Raw genomic sequence first — 18,363 nt, forward strand, 5'->3', positions numbered from 1 at the left:
CCACCGAGGCTTCAAGCATCGCCTTGGATTTAGAAATGGCTTCTAGGTGAAAAATTATTGCATATTGTGAGAGTTTTCTTACAATCTCAGCGAGTTGACCGGAATTCACTTTAGCTGCCCCGTAAACTTCTAACAAGGACTTCAATCGATTTACCACTTCGATTGATGTGCATCTCCAATCGATTTGTACCCTGTCTTTATTCCTGCGATCGGACTGCATAGCAAATTGCCATTTGCCATGTCACTATCCGTTCTGAATCTAATCTTGACTCACGGTGTATTTCTACCACTTACTCGGCTTTTGAGTTTATAGTCGCTTTAAAATTTGGAGCAAGCAATATGGGTAGATTGCATCTGAAAAACATCGTTTTACCGGCTGTGTTAGTTTCCTGTGCCACTTTTTCAAGCTTCACCCTGCCGTTCATTCTGTCCGATTCTAAACCGATTTCAATCAATATGCCACCCCTGTTTGAAGGTGAAATTCAACCTGTTTTTAACCGTGAAAATAAGGGAGGCGCAATTCGTCACATTGGTTTAGCGATTGTCTCCAGTGTTGGGGCTGGCCTCGCCACAGTTGAGATTTTGAGACGGTTGCAATCTGCTGAGTCCGATACACCCCTGTCAACGCAAGAGGAAAATTTCTGTCCTCCAGATCAGGTTTACCCAACAAATCATTATGTTGCCAGTGATCCAGGTCATAAACGCAGTCTGGTTCAAGTGGGTGCATCAGCAAGCAATCCATTTGAAGGTCATGGTCGTATGCTTGCCGATGACGGGCGATCGTTCCCACCATCAATTACAGAAAATCCTTTATTCATTGCAGCAGCAGAAGAGTTTAATCTCAATCCAGTTGCTGCGGTTGAGGAACCCTCTCTCGAAGACCTTTCGATTGAAGAGTTAACAATTGAAGAAGCCTCTAAATTATTGAATACAAATGCAGCGGCTGAAGTCTCACCGTCCATGTGCAGTTTGATTTCAGTCCTCAAGCATGGCCAGACTTGTCATATTAAAACCGCAACCTCTGATCACAGTCAGTTTGCCCTGCACTGGAATCAAGAATACTATCGGTTTTTCCGGGTGCAACCGATCCGCGAAAAAGCATTGACGATCGCGCAACGGCTTGCCAATCGAGGGGAGCAAGTGGTGATCACGGAGCAGGATCAGGGCTTCGTCGTTTGGGTCAAAGAGAGTAGCGCATCTGTTGAATTGATTTCATAAAAGCTTGGTTGTTCTCGCTGTAGAACCATTATTCTCAGGGAAGACGGCTACCATGAATGCCGATGAATTATTGAAAAAGTACGCAGCTGGAACCAGAGATTTCAGTGGAGTGATTTTACGCCAGGTTGACCTCTGCCGTGCCGTATTGCCTGGAATCGATTTCTGGGAAGCAGATCTGCAAGAGGCTAATCTGGGGGAAGCAACATTGCAGAATGCCAATTTGCGGGAAGCCCTGCTCAATGGTGCCGTCCTGGCTGGGGCAGACCTCCGACGGGCAGATCTCAGGGGAGCCAAACTCAAACAGGCCAATCTGCGATCGACCCGTCTGGATGAGTCGCTCTGTGATGAAACCACAGAATTTCCCACTGATGCTGAATGGTCGAATGTGGGAGCCTATATCATTGCCCCGCACTCAAACTTAGTTCGGGCAAACTTGAGTCATTTTGACTTGAGTGGGGCAGATCTGCACAATGCTGACTTAAAGGATGCCAATTTGACCGGAGCCAATCTCCTGGGATCTGATCTAAGCAATGCCAACATTAGTCGGGTGAATTTTCATCAGGCAAATTTGACTCAGGCAAGGCTAGTCAGGGCAATTCTCACGGGGGCGAATTTACAGCAGTCTAACTTAAATGAGACTGACCTGCGTTATGCCAATCTGTTTGGCGCAAATCTGCGATCGGCTTCCTTGCAATGTGCCTCGCTCCAGGGGGCAGTTTGCAATGAAGCAACCCAGTTTCCCCCAGACTATGATCCGATCGCTAATGGAATCCACGTTGCAGTGCCGGGGGCAATCCTCCGAGGGGCAAACTTAAGCGGAGTCAGTTTAGCTGGAGCTGATTTACGTCATGCTGACCTCTCAAAAGCAAATCTGACGCGAGCGGATTTGTGGGGAGCTATCCTGGACGGAGCCGACCTATCCAACGCTAATTTAACTGCTGCGAATTTGTGGGGGCCAGCCTGGTGGGGGCAAACCTGCAAGACACCTGCCTGACCTCTGCCAATTTGCAGGCAGCAGATTTGAGTGAGGCGAGGGGGATAGGGAGTGGGGAGTAGGGGCGAATCGTGATTCGCCCTACGGGGATTAGGAAGCAAGCTTCTTGTGGGGTGGGCATCTTGCCTGCCCAGTCAGCATAGGGAGAATCGGATCCGGAAAGCAACTTCTTGTGGGGTGGGCATCTTGCCTGCCCTTTTTGCTGAGGTAGGTATCTGAAAGCCTCCCTGCTCAAGCGGAATCCAGAAGCAGTAGCTCGAAAACGAATTTACATTGGGAGCATCCCACTTTTGTAAAAGGGTGAAGATAAACCCACCCCTGCCCCTCCCAGGAGGGGATCTTGTGGACATTCTTCTGGTTGAGCAGGGATTTTTCAGAGGTTCCCCTCCTGGGAGGGGTTAGGGGTGAGTTCACTGTCTGATGCCACCAGACCTTTCAGTATCTAATCGCCCTGATGTGCATTTGTATGACGGATTGTTCACTGGCAGGCAAGATGCCTGCGCTACGAAATCGATCGATTTGCATCAATTCGTTTGCATCAATGGAATGCTCCCAACCGACTTATCAGATCTATCGCAGAAACTCTTCAGGAGAAGGAGGGGCATCGGTAATCCGGGTTCCAGGGAATTCCAGATCAGTAGGATTCGGCGGTTCATTAGGGATGATGTATCGATCGCCCCAGCCACCATTGCGGTCTTCTGGTCGTTGGGGGGGAGGCGTGGTGCGACCAGAGGGCAGGGCAACTGCCAGGGTTTGTTGAATTTGAGCGTAGCGGAACCCTTCGGAAGTGCTGAGAATCGTTCCGCCTGGAAAGCGCACACCGCGACGGGAAAGATCCTGTTCTAGTCTGGATAGCTCATCTGCCGAGGACAGGATTGCCATAAAAATTACGTTATCTTCAGGACGAAATGATAAACCAACCTGGGATTGTTCCAACTGCCAGGCTTCCTGAAATCGTCCATCGGCAGCCACTTTCCAGAGATTCACATCGGCTTGCCATTCGCCACGCTGCACGATCGCAGGTTGGTACGCCAGGATAGAGTAGGTAAGACGGGAAGGATGGCTAGAGGGATTTTCAGCCGCGATCGCTTCAGTTAGGGCTTCAGTGAATGCCTCAGATGCTATATCCTGATCCAACAGATCGTCAGTTGATGAATCGCTCGAAGCAGTAGCCCTTTGCGGACGATTAGTGGGGCGATCGTCTAACTGCAAATACCGCACAGCCGCGATCGTGATGGGCGTATCATCTGGCAGATTTGCTCGACCGCTAACCGAGAATGATCCAGGGGTGTTTGTGGGTTCCACCTGAATGGCTAAATCTACCTCCGACCAGCGAAAAAAGGATGGCAACTGCACCGAAGCACATCCAGATAGCAGCAGTAGTAAAACCATCAGTTTAGCGATGCCAAACGATTGGATGGAGTGAATGAAGGGGGCCACAGACTGCTTGAGTTGCATAAACCGCTATCGTAAGGTTCTAAATAACATTTTCTAGGTCATCCTTCTGACTTTTATGGGTTAATCCGGAGGGAATGGGTCATGCTTTATATTGTTTTTGTCTGGACACTTCACCCTTTGCCAAAGCTTCATCCCCGCCTTGAGGCAAATGCTTAAAAAAGCCCGCAACTCTGGCGTTCCGCCCTGGAGAGATGGATAGCCGATCGCCTATAATTCGGAGAATTGCTTGTAACTTTACTGAGAACAATTGGCTTCTTTACTGAGGCTTTATAGACAAATGTTATAAGTTGAGTGAGATTATTAAATAGAGATTAAAGGGGAGCATCCCATTAGTTCAAATAAATCGATTTCCGTAGCGCAGGCATCTTGCCTGTCAGCGAGAGATTTGTCCGGTAAATGCAGGGATGGTCATCTGCCAAACTGAGGGAATCCTCCATTGGATTTGATCTTTAACCCATCATAATTCAGGCGAAATACAATTCTTTCCTGATGGAATGCAAGGGTTGGAGGATAATCTGAAAAACTGTCCTATTTCTGCTACCTGAAACGATCGCTGCCTGAGATCTTCGCAATTTGCCAATATTATCATTCCAGGGTCACTTTCATCGCGCAGTTGTATCTACCCTCTGTATCCAGGCAAAACTTAAGGCAATTTGCGGTCAGCATTGTTGTCAGTACGCCTCACTGTTGCTTGTGAAGCGGATATCTACCACCTGGTCTTAACCCTTAACTCGATCGATTCCCTGGGAAACGATAACGTCAGCGCAACTTCGGATCTGCAAAGATTCCCAATGATTGATTTGGGAACGATACTGTCGTGTGTTTGGCACGGCTCAGACTCTATCCTTTAGCATTTTGATATGGATCTACACGCCAACTCGATCGCATCTCGATCGCATCACGCATCACCATCGTTACCCTACCTGCGGGTATTGCTCTCCATTAGTACCTCTTCAATCGGCGGCTTACTGGGGCTGGGAGAAGCTTCAGTTCAAGCGTATCCGGTATTGCCTGAGTCTGACTTAACGAGTGCGATCGATAGTATAACAACTGAGACAGAAACGGCAACCCCAGAACGCATTGTCACGATCGCCAATGATGAAGCAACTCATGATGTTTATGAGTTCGATTTGCGGTTTGACGCAATGACCGATCGCAACGCTCAGATTGAACTGGAATCCGATAGCGAAACAGAACTTTTTTGGGGGCGATCGAGCATTATTTCAGAGTTGGCAAATTCAGCTTCAGAATCTATAGACTCACTCGATTTTCACTCTAATGATCTAGATCACACGGATACCCTTCCCCCATCTTCCCTGCAAGCGGATAACACCGAATTGGATTGGGTGGAGCAGTTCGATCAGGTGTATGCCGCCACTGAACGCGAATTATGGGTAGAACAGAGTCAAGAATCAACGGTTGTGGCTACGGACGATGGCAAAGAATCTACAGAGGAATCTACAGCTGATCAAGAAAATGATCTAGGACAGTACGTCACCCGTGCAGCGGATCTTTTACCAGAATCCTCCACTTCACCACCGATCGAACTGGCTGAAACCCCTAACGGGACTGAAACAGAGCAACCGTTGTTGGACTCAGTCGATCGGCTCGTTTTGAACCTACAGGGGGTCTATTTGCTGGAAGGCAATGATTCTTCAGCCCGGGCCCGCCTATCGGGAAATTATCTCCTCGCCCCTAACGTTTTGTTCGGTGCCACCCTGGATTGGACGACGGGAGATGCCTTTGGTGAGACGGCAGAGGATGGAGTGGATCTGAGTGAGCTGTTTGTCACAATTACGCCCTCGACGGTACCCACCCTCCGCTTCACGGTCGGCATGATTGATTTAACTGGCTATTTCGATCGCAACAGCTTTGCCAAGGATGCAGCAACCCAGTTTTTCAATCCCGTCTTTCAAACGAATCCAGCGCTGGCCTCAGCAGGGTTAGGCTCCCGTCCGGGTCTGATGGTGAACTGGGATGTCACGGATCAGCTCATCCTGCGGGGAGCGGCCTTCTCCTCCGATCGAGATTTGGGAGACTTCACCTTTGATAGTGCTGCTGCTGAAGTGGGCGTGCGGATCGGCAATGGGATTATCCGGGGCACTTATGTCAACAGTCGGGATGCCGGACGGCAGAGCGGTTTCCGAGAAATCTTTCAGTTCGATCGCGGCAATGATGCCTTTGGGGTACTTTCCGGCGATCGAGAGGTGGCCTACGGGGTGAACGCTGAGTATTTTATCCCTGAAGTCAATCTGGGACTGTTTGCCCGCTATGGCTGGTATAACAATCAGACCCTTGGGCAGAGCGGCAATACCTATAGCTTTGGTGTGAACGTGCTGGATCTGTTTTTTGCAGACGATCGCCTGGGGCTGGCCTACGGTCGGGAGTTGTCGAATAACTGTCTGCGGCGCGATCGCGGGGATGAAATTCCGGATGTGTTTGAAGCCTTTTATGATGTCCGGCTGACGCGCAATTTGCGGGCTGGAGTGTCATTACAGGGGCGAGATGCCTGGTCGGAAACAGTTCTAGGCTTACGAGTTCGGGCCGATCTTGATTTGGCTAGATTGTGGAGGTAGAGCAATGGGGCAATTGTTTACAAGACAATTTAAGGGGCACATGGTTAAAAAATATCCCCGCTGGATTTCGATCGTCAGTGGAGTCGGAATTGCGGCTGGAATTACGGCAGGTACGATCGGTGTTACCTTGAGTCAGGTTCAGGCCCAGGTGCGACCTGCAATTGTTTCGGAGGGCTACACCCTGTTAGATCGAGGCTGGGTGAATGATGCGATCGGCGTGTTTCGGCAGGCCGTGCAGCAGTATCCCCAATCGGTTGAAGCGCAGTTGGGTCTGGCCATTGCCTATCAGCGGAATGGCCAGGATGCCGATGCCTGGAACCGCTATCAGCAAGTGTTGAGCCTTGATCCTCAGAATCGTCCTGCTCTGGCGGCGATTGGCGAACTGGGTGGCTACCGGACTGAATGGCAGCGATCGGGGATTGCAGCCCTCACCACTTTATTAGAGTTAGATCCATCTAACCTGACGGCCAGATCCCAGCGGGCATTGCTCTATGGCTACCAGGGACAGTTCACAGAAGCGATCGCCGACTATGAGATTGTCCTGGCGGCGGAACCAACCCCTGATCGCCTCCTGGGTGCAGCAGAAATTTACACCTACAGTGGCAACTATTCCCAGGGGTTAGAGTGGTTTGAAGCCTACCTCAGAACCAATGCAACGATTCCCAATAATCAAATCTCTGCCTATGCCTTAGCCCTGCAAGAAACCGGTCGTGCCGATCGCGCAGTGCAGGTTCTGAGTAGTCGGTTAGCGTCTCTACCCACCCTGGATGAAACGGCCATTCAAATTCGCACTACGTTAGCCATTGCCTATCAGCGAACGGGTCAGCTAGAAGCGGCTCTCAGCACCCTGGAACCGTTAGAGGGCAATGCGAATGCGAGATTACCCCTGGCGCGGGCCCTGAGTACGATCGGACGATTGGAAGATGATTGGGAGATCTACGAGGTTGCGGTGTCGCTATACAGGCAAATTTTAGAGCAAACCACCAATCCCTCCCCTGGATTGCAAACTGAAATTGCTGATGTACTGAGCGAATTTCCGATGACGCAGCCCCAGGCTTTGATGCTGTATCAAGCACTTTTATCAGAACAGCCTGAGAATCAGAGCTTACAAATCAAGCAGCTCGTGGTTGCGAATCAAATTGGGCAACTGCCAAGAATTGAACTGTACGAACAACTGGCAGCTATTTTACAAACTTTACCCACTTCCCCCACGGAAACCCGCCTGCTGGCTCAGGCTTTGGTGCGGGTTGATCCCCCGGCTCCGGCCCTGCTGCCCATTTATCAATCCTTACTGCAAGCCAACACCGAGGTTCCCTTTCTCCACTTCCGCCTGGCCCAAATCTATCTGCAACAGGGTAATTTTGCCAACGCTCGCCAGGCCCTGAGTCAGTATAGTGCCACGCCGATCGGTTCCCAGGATTGGGCCCCAGAGTTACTGCTGGCAGAAATCGATCGTCGGGAAGGCAACTTCAATGCCAGTGTGCAACGCTATGAGTCCATCATTGCAGCCAATCCTCGCCCGAAGATTGTTTCCGATGCCCTGCGAGGACTGGCCGGGATTCGGCTGGCGCAGGGACAGTTAAACGATGCGCTGATTCTTTATAATCAGTTACTGGACAATAACCCAGACGATCTGGTCAGCCAGATTGGTAAAGCCAGTATCGCCTACCAGACCCAACAAATCTCCCGGGCAGAGGCAGAATCCGTCCTCGATCGCTGGCAACGATCGGAACCCGTGACAGAGCCACCCCCAGAGGTGTTTAACCTGGCAGGTGTACTACCCCCGGCAATCGATCGCCAACCGCTTTACCTGGCTTTGCTGGCTCAGGAACCTGATAATCTGGCCATTAATCGTCGCCTGGTGCAGGTATTAGTGGCTCGTGATCCGGATGAAGCCCGCCAGCGGGTGAACGAGTTAGTGATTCGTGATCCCAATAACCTGAATGTGTACTATGTGCAGGGAGAATTTGCCCAGGCGATCGGCGATTTGGAACTGGCGGGGCAGTCCTATGAAATAATTCTGGCGCAGCAGCCGAACAATCCAGATGCGCTTTCGGCGTTGGGGGGTGTCCGGTTTCAGCAGCGACGCTATGGGGAAGCGACCAATCTGTTTACTGAAGTGTTGTCTTTGAAGCCAGGTGATTTAGAAACTCGTCGTGTATTGGCCGAATTGAGAGCAGCCCAGGATCAGCCGATCGAGGCATTGGAGCAACTGCGGGAGATTCAAACCCTGCAAGCGGAGGCAGGAATTACGGATCCGAGGGTGGAAGCTCGGATTCGCCAACTGCAAGGCGACCTGTTGAGACGACGCGGCTTTCAACCTGAATGGGAACGATTTTAGTGGATTTCATTTCTAACGGTGCAGAGTCTTTGTATAGCCAGCGAATATGACTAAACTGTTGCTTCGTCTACACCTATCCCTCTCCCTAAATCGTGCCAAACAACGGCTATGGTTAGGTTTTCTGACCAGTTTCGCAGCATTGATGACGATTTTAATCAATCCTGTTTTGGCTAATCCGAACCCAGTCAACCCCGCGGATTCAAACCCTCCCACCGTTGCCGATTCTCCCTCGCTGCTCCTGACCCAACCCGTCGATACGAATCCCGCTCCCACCGATCGAACTGATTCATCTCAGCCGGTCTGTCCCAATTCATCTAGACAAACTGTTCTCTCCTTACCGCCCATTGCATCTGCTGAAGTCTCCCCTGAACGGCTAGCGATACTTCGAGAAAGCTGGCTGACTTACCGCGATCGGTTCATTCAGGCGGATGGTCGAGTCATCGATCGGGAGGACAACGATCGCACGGTATCGGAAGGACAGGCCTACGCCATGCTGCGGGCTGTGATGATTAACGATCCAGACACCTTCGATCGAACATTTATCTGGGCAGAAAATAACCTGCGCCGCAAGGATGAAGCCGGGGAACCGACGGACTCCCTCTGGGCCTGGAAATGGGGTGAGCATGACAGTGGCGAGTGGCGCATTCTGGATGCCAACTTTGCCAGTGATGCCGATCTGGATGCTGCCTATGCTCTGATTCTGGCTGCTCGACGCTGGAACTGTTCTGCCTATCTGGACATTGCCCGCGAAAAGTTAAATGACCTGTGGGAACTGTCTACGGGAACGCTTCGCCGCAGGCAATACTTCATTCCTGGCCCCAAAGAAGCCTTCTGGAATGATGCCGATGGCTATATTCTAAACTCCTCCTATTTTGCCCCCTATGCGTTTCGGCTCTTTGCCCAGGTTGACCCCGATCACCGCTGGATGCGGCTGGTCAACAGTAGCTACGAGGCCTTAGAGCGAGATGCCAACCTCTCAAGGGTAGGACTGCCCAGCGATTGGGTGGCGATCAATCCCCGAACTGGCCGCTTTCAACCCTTACCCGCTTCCCATCCCCTCATCACGCGGTATGGATTTGATGCCTACCGGGTTTGGTGGCGGATTACCTGGGATGCTGCCTGGTTTCAAGAACGCAAAGCCGATCGCTTCCTGCGGCGGAACCTGTCTCACTTAGAAGACCTGTGGCAAACCGAGCAGCAAATTCCAGCCCGAATTGATTTATCTGGCGCAGCGATCGTGGACTATGAAGCCACCTCTCAATACGCCATGCTCTACTACGCCTTTAGTCGGCTCAATCCTGATGTGGCAGAGGAAATCTATCAACAAAAGCTTCTCCCCGCATACAACAACGGCATTTGGGACAACGACACAGCTTATTACACTCAGAACCTGGTCTGGTTTGGCTTACTGCCAACTGCGGCTCCCCGTGAATTTTTGCAAACTGAAGCGCGTACCCCCTGCTGGTTTTCTTTTCACTTTTTAAGTTCGGTGATTCGTTCCGCGACTGCATCTTAACCTTTATCTTTAATTCGTGACGGGATCATGAAACATCGCATTCGTAAATTTAACCTGGCTGCATCCTCTACCCGCAAACGGCGATCGCACTCGATCGGTCGCATGGCGCGTCTACTAGGGTGCTTTTTACTGACGGGTAGCATCATGTTGGCGGGATCGGTGTCTCTGGTACAGGCTCAAACGGGTGCTGAATCTCCTCCAGCAATTGAATCTCCAGCAGCAGAGTCCCCCCGCCCAACTCCCAGTCAAACCTTTGCCCTGCCTCGTTCAGCCACCATTCCTACAGTTGCCCCAGCGGAACCCGGTCAGTACGTCCTGGAGTTTAACCGCAGTCCGGTGGTAGGCAATCGTCTGCGGCTCCAGAGCATTTATGATGAAGCCCGGCTGCAATTTACTCGTCCCCGTGATTGGCAAGCAGAATCCGTCAAAGTATTGCTGCGCTTTCGTCATTCCGCCGCGCTCTACGCCAGCCGTTCCAACCTGACGGTGTTGGTGAATGGCACCAGTGTGGGCAGTGTGCCGCTAAATAAACCCCAGGGGGAAATCGGCAGCGTTGCCTTTGATGTGCCGACGAATTTGCTTCAGGATTATAACGAGGTGGTAATTGCTGCGCTGCAAAACAATTCCCCCACCTGCACCCAGGATCCCTATGATCCGTCCCTGTGGACTGAGATTCTTCCCGATTCTAAAGTCGTATTCGACTACGAACCCCAGGCGATCGCCCTGGATTTCAGTCGGTATCCCTTCCCGGTATACGACACCCTCAGCCTTCAGGGAAATCGAGTCGCTTACTTGCTGCCCCAGACGATCGATGATACCTGGCTGACTACCACAACCCGCTACCAGACTTCCCTGGGACGAATTGCAGAGTATCGATCGCTGGACACTCGCCTGATCGCTTCGCTCAATGAAGTAGAAGAACAGGAACGCCTGATTGTGATTGGTACACCAGAGGAACAGCCTGCTTTGGCTGCTCTAACCTTGCCCCTGGCGATTCAAGGGGGTAACGTTTTGGATGGTCAGCAGCGAACTTTGCCACCTGATGTGGGCGTGCTGATGCTAACGACGACCGCTGAAAATCAGGTTCCGGTACTGGTGGCAACGGGCAATAGCTCGGAGGGTGTGGCTAAAGCGGTTCAGTTTTTGGCCCAATCCCAGGATCAAAAAATTGGCACGGGTAGCGTCATTTTTGTAAATCAGGTGACAGAGATTCCGACTCCATCCTCGCGGGAATGGGCAGGTTATTTACCCACAACCGATTCTTTCCGATTAAGCGATCTGCGGACTTACGGCAATCAACCCTACGGCGATGTTATGGTGCGAGGTTCCCATGCCCCCGCCCTGGAATTTGACTTTCGGGCCCTGCCAGACGATCAATTTTCCCCTGGCAATACGATGGTGCTGCGGTACAGCTACAGTCCCCAGGTCAATCCCGTTACTTCGTTAGTGGAAGTAGAACTGGATGGGATTCCGGTGAACGGTCGGCGGCTGAGTTCAGTCAACGGGGCAACGCGACAGGAATTTCGCCTGGATCTGCCGGAGCGGATTCGTCCCGATTCTAAAATGCAGGTCAATTTCCGCCTCGATCCCCGTGAGCGACGGGCTTGTAGCCGGGTGACGGATCAGCAGTTGTGGGGCACCATCCACGCCGATACTAGCTTTGATCTGAATCGGCAAAATGTTGTGAATATCCCCGATCTAGATCTATTCCGGTTTGGCTATCCCTTTGCGGCACCCCAGGACTTGTCCAGTACGGCGATCGTCCTGCCCGATAATCCCACAGAAGCTGATCTACTCCTGCTGCTGGAAACCAGCGAACGATTGGGCCGGTTGAGTAAGGCAGAATCCGTCAAGCTGAATGTCTATCGCACCAGTCAGTTACCATCTGAGGTGCGGAGTACAGCCCATTTAATTGGGATTGGGGAGCAAGAACGCTTTCCCTTCCCAGAAGCGTTTCAGGATGAAGGGTTTAACCTGAACACCGTTTCTTTGCGGCAATGGCAGCAAAGTCAGATCCAGTCTTCTCCCGATGCGGAAGGGGTGGTGAAGCAAGTCGTTTCTCCCTGGAATGGGGAGCGGGTTTTACTGGCGCTGAGTAGTCAATCGCCGGAAGGATTGGGGCATGTCCGTGATTTAATTGCCCAGGATCCGCTGTTTTACCAACTGCAAGGGGACACGGTGTTAATTAGTGCCAACACCGCAGATCCTTCTCCCTTTGATGCCAATGATTACACGCTGCAATTTTTGCGCCTGTCTCCGCCTCAGCAGGTGGTTGGCGATCAGCGCAGTTGGTGGTTACTGTTTCGCAGCAATTGGCTGATTCTGGTTCCCGCTCTGGTAATCGCCGCCCTTTTGCTGTATGGAGTCGCTCAACTTTACCTCCAGCGGGTTAGCCCCGCCAGCCGATCGTAAAGTTGCCAAAAGCTGTGCTAAAAGTTGCAAGCTGCAACCGCCCCTGGTGCATCTGCCGTTCGATCGCTAATTTACTTTCCAGGAGCGTTATCGCAGGAGCCGTTGATGATCCGTCCTTCCAGTAGACCTCGCCGAACCCCAGAATGGATAGAACGCCTGAATACCGGAGCGACCACTGTACTGGTCGATCGCATCCCACGTAGCTTTGATTGGTTATTGCAATGGTTGGGCCGCCGCCAGCTTGTGCTGATGATGCTCTGCCTGGTGTGGATGTGCATTCCGCTGATCACGATTCGTCCCAGCTTTTGGCAGCAGGGGATGGTAGCCTTGCTGATGATTGGCGTTGGACGATTTCTGTTGACTCTGGAGGAACATCAGCCCCAGGGACGAGTCAGTGAGTATTTGCATTTATTACTCGTTTGTCTGAGCGTACTTGTTACCCTCCGCTATTTTTATTATCGAACCGCCTATACGCTGAATCTAGATGGCTGGCTGAATACATTTTTCTCATTATTGCTCTACTTTGCGGAGCTATACGGCATTGCCACACTCATGCTGGCCTACTTCCAGACTGCCCAGCTTCAGACACGAAAGCCCGTTGATCTGGAACAATTCCCGCAGGAAGATTGGTTTACCGTTGATGTATTTATTCCTACCTACAACGAAGACCTAGAGATTGTTCGTAAGACGGTATTAGGGGCACTGGCGATCGACTATCCGGCAGACAAAAAGCAGGTTTATGTTCTGGATGATGGGCGAAAATTTCCAGAGCGAAGAGAAGCCATTCGCCAGATGTGCGAAGAGTTGGAATGTACGCTGCTGACCAGAGAGAACAACGATCATGCGAAGGCAGGAAATATTAATACGGCCTTTGAAAAAACCAGTGGAGATTTGATCTTAATTCTCGACTGCGATCACATTCCATCCCACACATTTCTGAAAGAAACCGTTGGCTTCTTCTTCCGGGAGAAAGTGTCCCTGGTGCAAACGCCCCACTGGTTCTATAACCCCGATCCGTTTGAGCGAAATTTGCGAACGGGTGGTCATGTTCCAGTTAGTAACGAATTGTTTTACAAGGTGCTGCAAAAAGGAAATGATTTCTGGAATGCAGCCTTCTTCTGCGGGTCGGCGGCGGTGATTCGTCGTCAGCACGTTCTGGAAGTGGGGGGAATTGCCACAGAAACCGTGACAGAAGACTGCCATACAGCACTCCGGCTCCACTCCCAAGGATACGAAACGGTTTACTATGACAAAATCATGGTAGCAGGGCTGGCTCCTGAAAAATTTTCTGCCTATGTGGGGCAGCAGGTACGTTGGGCAGGGGAATGGCACAGATCCTGCGGTTGGAAAATCCGCTATTCAACCCTAAACTCAAACTGTCGATCGGGCAACGACTGTGTTATCTGAGTGCAACCTCTCACTTCTTTTTTGGATTTCCCCGTTTGATGTATGCCGTTGCACCATCGCTGTTTCTTCTCTTTGGAATTAACTCGGTGCGGGGCTTGGGGTTAGAAACCCTGTTCTATGCATTGCCCCACATTGTTCTGTCAATGCAGGCTAATCACGTTCGCTATAAGCACGTGCGATTCTCCTTCTGGAATGAAATCTATGAGTTTGCCATGTCTTTCCAGGCGGGTATCGTTACGATGTTAGCGATGATTAATCCTAAACTGGGATCATTCAATGTCACCGATAAGGGATTGAGCGTTACCGAGCGCAAATTTGATCTGGAGTCAATTCGCTATCTGGTGATTTTGGGATGTGTGACGGGAGCTTCACTGCTGGCCATTCCATTCTGGTTATTGTTAAGCCCTCAAGATACTGAAGCGGTCTTAATTAATACGTTGTGGTGTACCTTTAACTTACTGCTGGTGGTGGCTGCCTGCCTGGCCGCCTTTGAGCAGCCTCAGCTCCGCCGATCGCACCGTCTACCCCGTCAGATTAAAGCCATCATTCACAGTGACGATCGCAGTTGGGTTGGGAAAACGCTGAATGTCAGTGAATCCGGTACGCTCGTACTGCTCGACACCTGGCCCAACATTCCCGATCAGGTGCGGGTCGAACTTGTGGGGGACTTTGGCGCGAGGGCACTGGTGGATGCAGAAATTGTGCGCGGGATTGCAACGGATAAACTCCAGACATTACTGGCGATCGACTTCATTAATGTCAGCCGGACTCAAATGGATGACTTAGTGGTGGTGATCTATTCGGATGTGAAGGAATGGTATTCCCAAAACCGAGTTGAAGTGGATAAACCGCTGCATTCCCTGCGATTTATTTCATCCAGTTTAAGACGAGCCTTTCAAGAGTTTCGCCCAGAAATGGGGGTGAAAGTGCGTAAACAGGTGGATGCGATCGCCCATCTGTACTGGGAGGGTTGGGAAGGACAATCCTACACGGCCAGAGTCACCGAAATGGGAATGCGAGATCTGCGTCTGGAAATTGTCGGTGATGCAGTAGAAAACTTGGATACTATCCGCATTACCCAACCGTTGATTGCCTTATCGGTTGGTCAAAATCACGCGGATCCATACACCTACAGTTTGCTGGCTCAGGTTCAAATGGTTGAAGAATTTGCCATGATTCCAGCCAATTCTATTTACGATTTATCCCATCGAGTGGCGATCGAATTGCGATTTCCTGAATTTCTCGATCGCCAACAGAAAGACAAAATTCAGCGCATTCTGCGATCGTTGAGCTAGTTCACAAGGAGCTTAAAACCCTTTGAAATTAAGCCTCATCACAACTTTAAATCTACCTCGTCGATCTTTACAGTTCCTTCCAGCAACCCATGAGGCTACCTGATACTATAAACTTAGGAAGAGTATCTACCTCAACTTTCCCTGGCTAAAAAGTGCTTGACTAAAAAACCTAGTTGACTGACAAATCTTTTCCCGTAGGTTGGGTTGAACAACGTGAAACCCAACACCAGCCTATGTTCTGTTGGGTTACGCTATCGCTAACCCAACCTACGGCAGAATCAAGGTTTCAAGAGTTTTGTCAGTCAATCAGCTAAAAAGCTAATTTTGCTGAATTCAATCCCTCAATCGATTGTTTAATCATACGGAATCACTCATTCAGTGGTCGTTCAATCGATTGTTCAATTCGTAGCTGACTTAGCAATCAGGATGTATCACCCCGTTGATGAAGTGATGAGGAAACAATTGAGCAGATGCCAGCTTTGAGAGTTGGTCAAATAAATCAATAAAAGATTGATTTCACTCAGCTTATTCTATTTGCATCCTCATTGCGGTTCAGGACAGCGAATTCTCATTCTTTTCAGATTGCATCAACCTGCATCAATGGTTTTCCCTTTCAGCGCAAGTTTTTAGGCTTTTGCATAGTCCCACTTACCAGCTCAACGTGTTCCCTACCCACGAACTCCAGGTGCGATTACCCGCCGCCATCAGGGTCTGTCCGCAACCTGTGCAGCCTAACCTGGGGTATCTGCCTGCCTTGTAACTCGGCTCAATTCTTCAAGTTACAAGCCCCCGAATTGAATTGGAGCGATACACATGAATACCATCACTATGGGCAGTTATAGACCTTTTCAAAAGTTGCATCCATTAACCTTGCTGGCGCAGCTTTCCAGCCGTCAAGCAAATGGCTGCTTACAGGTTTCCAACGGATCAGTTAATTGGTCTTTATTCCTGGAACAGGGCAAACTCGTTTATGCCACAAACTCAAACAACCCGTTTGAGCGGCTCGATCGCCACCTGCGTCGTCTCAGTGCTCAGGTGCCCAGCCTGGTCAGTGCTGTCCGGGTGCAGGTGCGCTTGCTGTTTGAAGGGGCAGAACCAACGACTTTGCCGAACGACTACCGAGCGGTCTGCTGGTTGGTGGATCAGCAACATCTGAGTGCTAGCCAGGCCAGCCTGCTGGTGGAAGAATTGGCGATCGAAGTGATTGAATCCTTCCTGGCAGTTCAGGACGGCTCTCATGAGTTGATTCCGCCTGATCAGTTTGCGAACCAATCAGTACCGCAGTTCTGTCAGCTTGACTTGCGCTTTTTGGTTGAACAGTGCCAGACCCGGCAACGGCAACGGCAATCTCCACGCCCTATGCCATCCCATTCTGCGACCGAATCCCCCGTCATTGCTGACCAGAACGGCTCAGGAGCTAAACTAGAAGCTTCAGTGATGTCTGATAATCCGGTGGAACCCCCCAGCCCAACCGCAACACCAGAGTATCCCAGCTATCAGTTTAATACCTTAACCTCAACCGCTCCAACCAAGAAAAATCAATATACGATCGCCTGCATTGATGATAGCCCCACAGTGCTACAAGCCATTCGTTCTTTTCTGGATGATAAGAGCTTCACGGTATTAATGATTGACAATCCGGTGAAAGCATTAATGCAGATTGTGCGGAGCAAGCCAGATCTCATTTTGTTAGATGTGACGATGCCCAATCTGGATGGCTACGAACTATGCTCCCTCCTCCGAAAGCATCCCAGTTTCCGGCATACTCCTGTCATTATGGTGACCGGGAATACTGGCTTACTTGACCGGGCAAGAGCGAAATTTGTCGGAGCTTCCGGATATCTGACCAAGCCTTTCACCCAGTCTGATTTAGTCAAGATGGTGTTTAAACACTTGACCTAATTATTGTCCTGAAATTAACCGTTCAATCTGTCATCCATCACCCTTTCCAAGAACTTTTTTGTGCAGATCTGGGCTATGCCAATTCGGGTTGGATCAATTCGGGTTGGATCAATCTGGGCTGAATCAATCTGGGCTGGATTAATCTGAGCTACCCCCCTCCCAGCTCTCCCTCCCATTGCACAAATGAGGATTCTCTTAACAAACCCTCAAAAGAGTTCGGATATTGCTCACAACGTCAGAAATAGTATTAGGTGGCAAGGAAACATAGCATGAACACAACCCTGATGGGCACAATTTTGATTGTTGAAGATACGCCGTCCGAAATGGAACTCATGTCCCATTATCTAAAGGAGAGTGGATACAGCGTCATTAGCGCAGTCAGCGCCAGAGAAGCCTTAAATATTGCGATCGAACACAAACCGAATGTGATTGTGACAGATATTGTCATGCCCGGTATGAGCGGATTTGAACTCTGTCGCAACCTGAAAAAGCATCCCGCAACGGAAAAAGTTCCAGTGGTGATTTGCACGTCCAAAAATCAGGAAATCGATCGACTTTGGGGGATGAAACAAGGGGCAGATGCCTACATTACAAAACCCTTTACCCGCGAACAACTGGTTCGGGCCATTAAATCTGTGGTGGTTTAAACCCATATCGATTGAGCAGGGATTGTTCAATCCAGAGGAATCAGAGGCACTTCAGAGGCACTAAAGAATTTATGAATACATCTGCGCTGGTACAATCCGCTCACTCCCGCAAAGCTGCAGGAGATGCCTTCCTGCGATTTGAGCTTTACCCCCAAACCTCTGCTGTATTTCCCATGCGGCATGTTCAGGAGGCGATGGTATTACCCGCACGCCGCCTGACCCCAATGCCAAACATGCCTGCCTGCATGCTGGGGTTAATGAACCGTCGCAGCCGCGTTATCTGGGTGGTTGATTTGGCGCGCATGCTAGGGTTAGCTGCTCTCGATACCAATGTTCAACAGTACAACCTGGTGATTACTCAAGTGGGAGCAGTGACATTAGGTTTGGCAGTGCAGTGCGTTGAAGGAATTACCTGGATCGAGCCTAATCAAATTCAATCACCGATCGGGCAAATTATTCCATCGCTGGTGCCTTACCTGCGAGGTTGTGCCATTCAATCGCAAGACCAAACCAAAACCCTGCTGATGGTCTTAGATGCTGAAGCCGTGGTTCAATCCTCCATTCTCCGCAATCCTTAGGACGCTAATTTTTTCCTGC

11 protein-coding genes and 1 pseudogene are annotated in these 18,363 nt (G+C 50.5%); 11 read left to right on the forward strand and 1 reads right to left on the reverse strand.

The window, feature by feature from the left end:
- The first annotated feature begins 339 nt into the window (after window positions 1-339).
- Genes ACM1PF_RS29800 through ACM1PF_RS29810 form a run of 3 tightly spaced genes read left to right on the forward strand, consistent with a single transcriptional unit; the run spans window position 340 to window position 2,274 of the window.
- Window positions 340-1,218, forward strand: a complete 879-nt coding sequence (locus tag ACM1PF_RS29800) for a hypothetical protein (protein ID WP_416669951.1) — start codon at window positions 340-342, stop codon at window positions 1,216-1,218.
- Window positions 1,219-1,270: 52 nt separating this feature from the next.
- Window positions 1,271-2,212 (forward strand): pentapeptide repeat-containing protein, encoded by a 942-nt coding sequence (locus ACM1PF_RS29805; protein ID WP_416669953.1) that lies wholly within the window; start codon window positions 1,271-1,273, stop codon window positions 2,210-2,212.
- Window positions 2,182-2,274 carry a pentapeptide repeat-containing protein gene (locus ACM1PF_RS29810; RefSeq protein WP_416669955.1) on the forward strand — a complete coding sequence of 31 codons (93 nt, stop codon included), beginning with the start codon at window positions 2,182-2,184 and terminating at the stop codon, window positions 2,272-2,274. Before ACM1PF_RS29805 ends, ACM1PF_RS29810 begins: the two co-directional genes overlap by 31 nt.
- A gap of 508 nt (window positions 2,275-2,782) precedes the next feature.
- On the opposite strand, the gene ACM1PF_RS29815 is transcribed toward ACM1PF_RS29810, so the two are convergent.
- Window positions 2,783-3,670, reverse strand: coding sequence for a hypothetical protein (locus ACM1PF_RS29815; RefSeq protein ID WP_416669957.1), 888 nt, complete (start codon window positions 3,668-3,670; stop codon window positions 2,783-2,785).
- 860 nt (window positions 3,671-4,530) lie between these two features.
- On the opposite strand from ACM1PF_RS29815, the gene ACM1PF_RS29820 reads away from it, so the two are divergent.
- The 8 genes and pseudogenes from ACM1PF_RS29820 (at window position 4,531) to ACM1PF_RS29855 (ending at window position 18,344) form a co-directional block, all read left to right on the forward strand.
- Complete coding sequence (locus tag ACM1PF_RS29820; RefSeq protein ID WP_416669959.1) at window positions 4,531-6,246, forward strand: hypothetical protein; 1,716 nt, start codon at window positions 4,531-4,533, stop codon at window positions 6,244-6,246.
- A gap of 4 nt (window positions 6,247-6,250) precedes the next feature.
- Window positions 6,251-8,587 carry a tetratricopeptide repeat protein gene (locus ACM1PF_RS29825; protein WP_416669960.1) on the forward strand — a complete coding sequence of 779 codons (2,337 nt, stop codon included), beginning with the start codon at window positions 6,251-6,253 and terminating at the stop codon, window positions 8,585-8,587.
- A 46-nt stretch (window positions 8,588-8,633) separates the two neighbouring features.
- Complete coding sequence (locus ACM1PF_RS29830; RefSeq protein WP_416669962.1) at window positions 8,634-10,103, forward strand: glycosyl hydrolase family 8; 1,470 nt, start codon at window positions 8,634-8,636, stop codon at window positions 10,101-10,103.
- A 27-nt stretch (window positions 10,104-10,130) separates the two neighbouring features.
- Window positions 10,131-12,515 carry a cellulose biosynthesis cyclic di-GMP-binding regulatory protein BcsB gene (locus tag ACM1PF_RS29835; RefSeq protein WP_416669963.1) on the forward strand — a complete coding sequence of 795 codons (2,385 nt, stop codon included), beginning with the start codon at window positions 10,131-10,133 and terminating at the stop codon, window positions 12,513-12,515.
- A gap of 105 nt (window positions 12,516-12,620) precedes the next feature.
- Window positions 12,621-15,217 (forward strand): annotated as a pseudogene (gene bcsA, locus ACM1PF_RS29840) (UDP-forming cellulose synthase catalytic subunit).
- Between the two features lie 813 nt (window positions 15,218-16,030).
- On the forward strand, window positions 16,031-17,119 hold the full coding sequence (locus tag ACM1PF_RS29845) for a response regulator (RefSeq protein ID WP_416669964.1): 1,089 nt from the start codon (window positions 16,031-16,033) through the stop codon (window positions 17,117-17,119).
- Window positions 17,120-17,388: 269 nt separating this feature from the next.
- Window positions 17,389-17,766 (forward strand): response regulator transcription factor, encoded by a 378-nt coding sequence (locus ACM1PF_RS29850; protein ID WP_416669966.1) that lies wholly within the window; start codon window positions 17,389-17,391, stop codon window positions 17,764-17,766.
- Between the two features lie 71 nt (window positions 17,767-17,837).
- Window positions 17,838-18,344 (forward strand): chemotaxis protein CheW, encoded by a 507-nt coding sequence (locus ACM1PF_RS29855; protein ID WP_416669967.1) that lies wholly within the window; start codon window positions 17,838-17,840, stop codon window positions 18,342-18,344.
- Window positions 18,345-18,363 lie beyond the last annotated feature (19 nt).

Origin of the sequence: Egbenema bharatensis FJBBOT/2019 (genome assembly GCF_048077055.1) — a bacterium.
GTDB lineage: Bacteria > Cyanobacteriota > Cyanobacteriia > Elainellales > Elainellaceae > Egbenema > Egbenema bharatensis.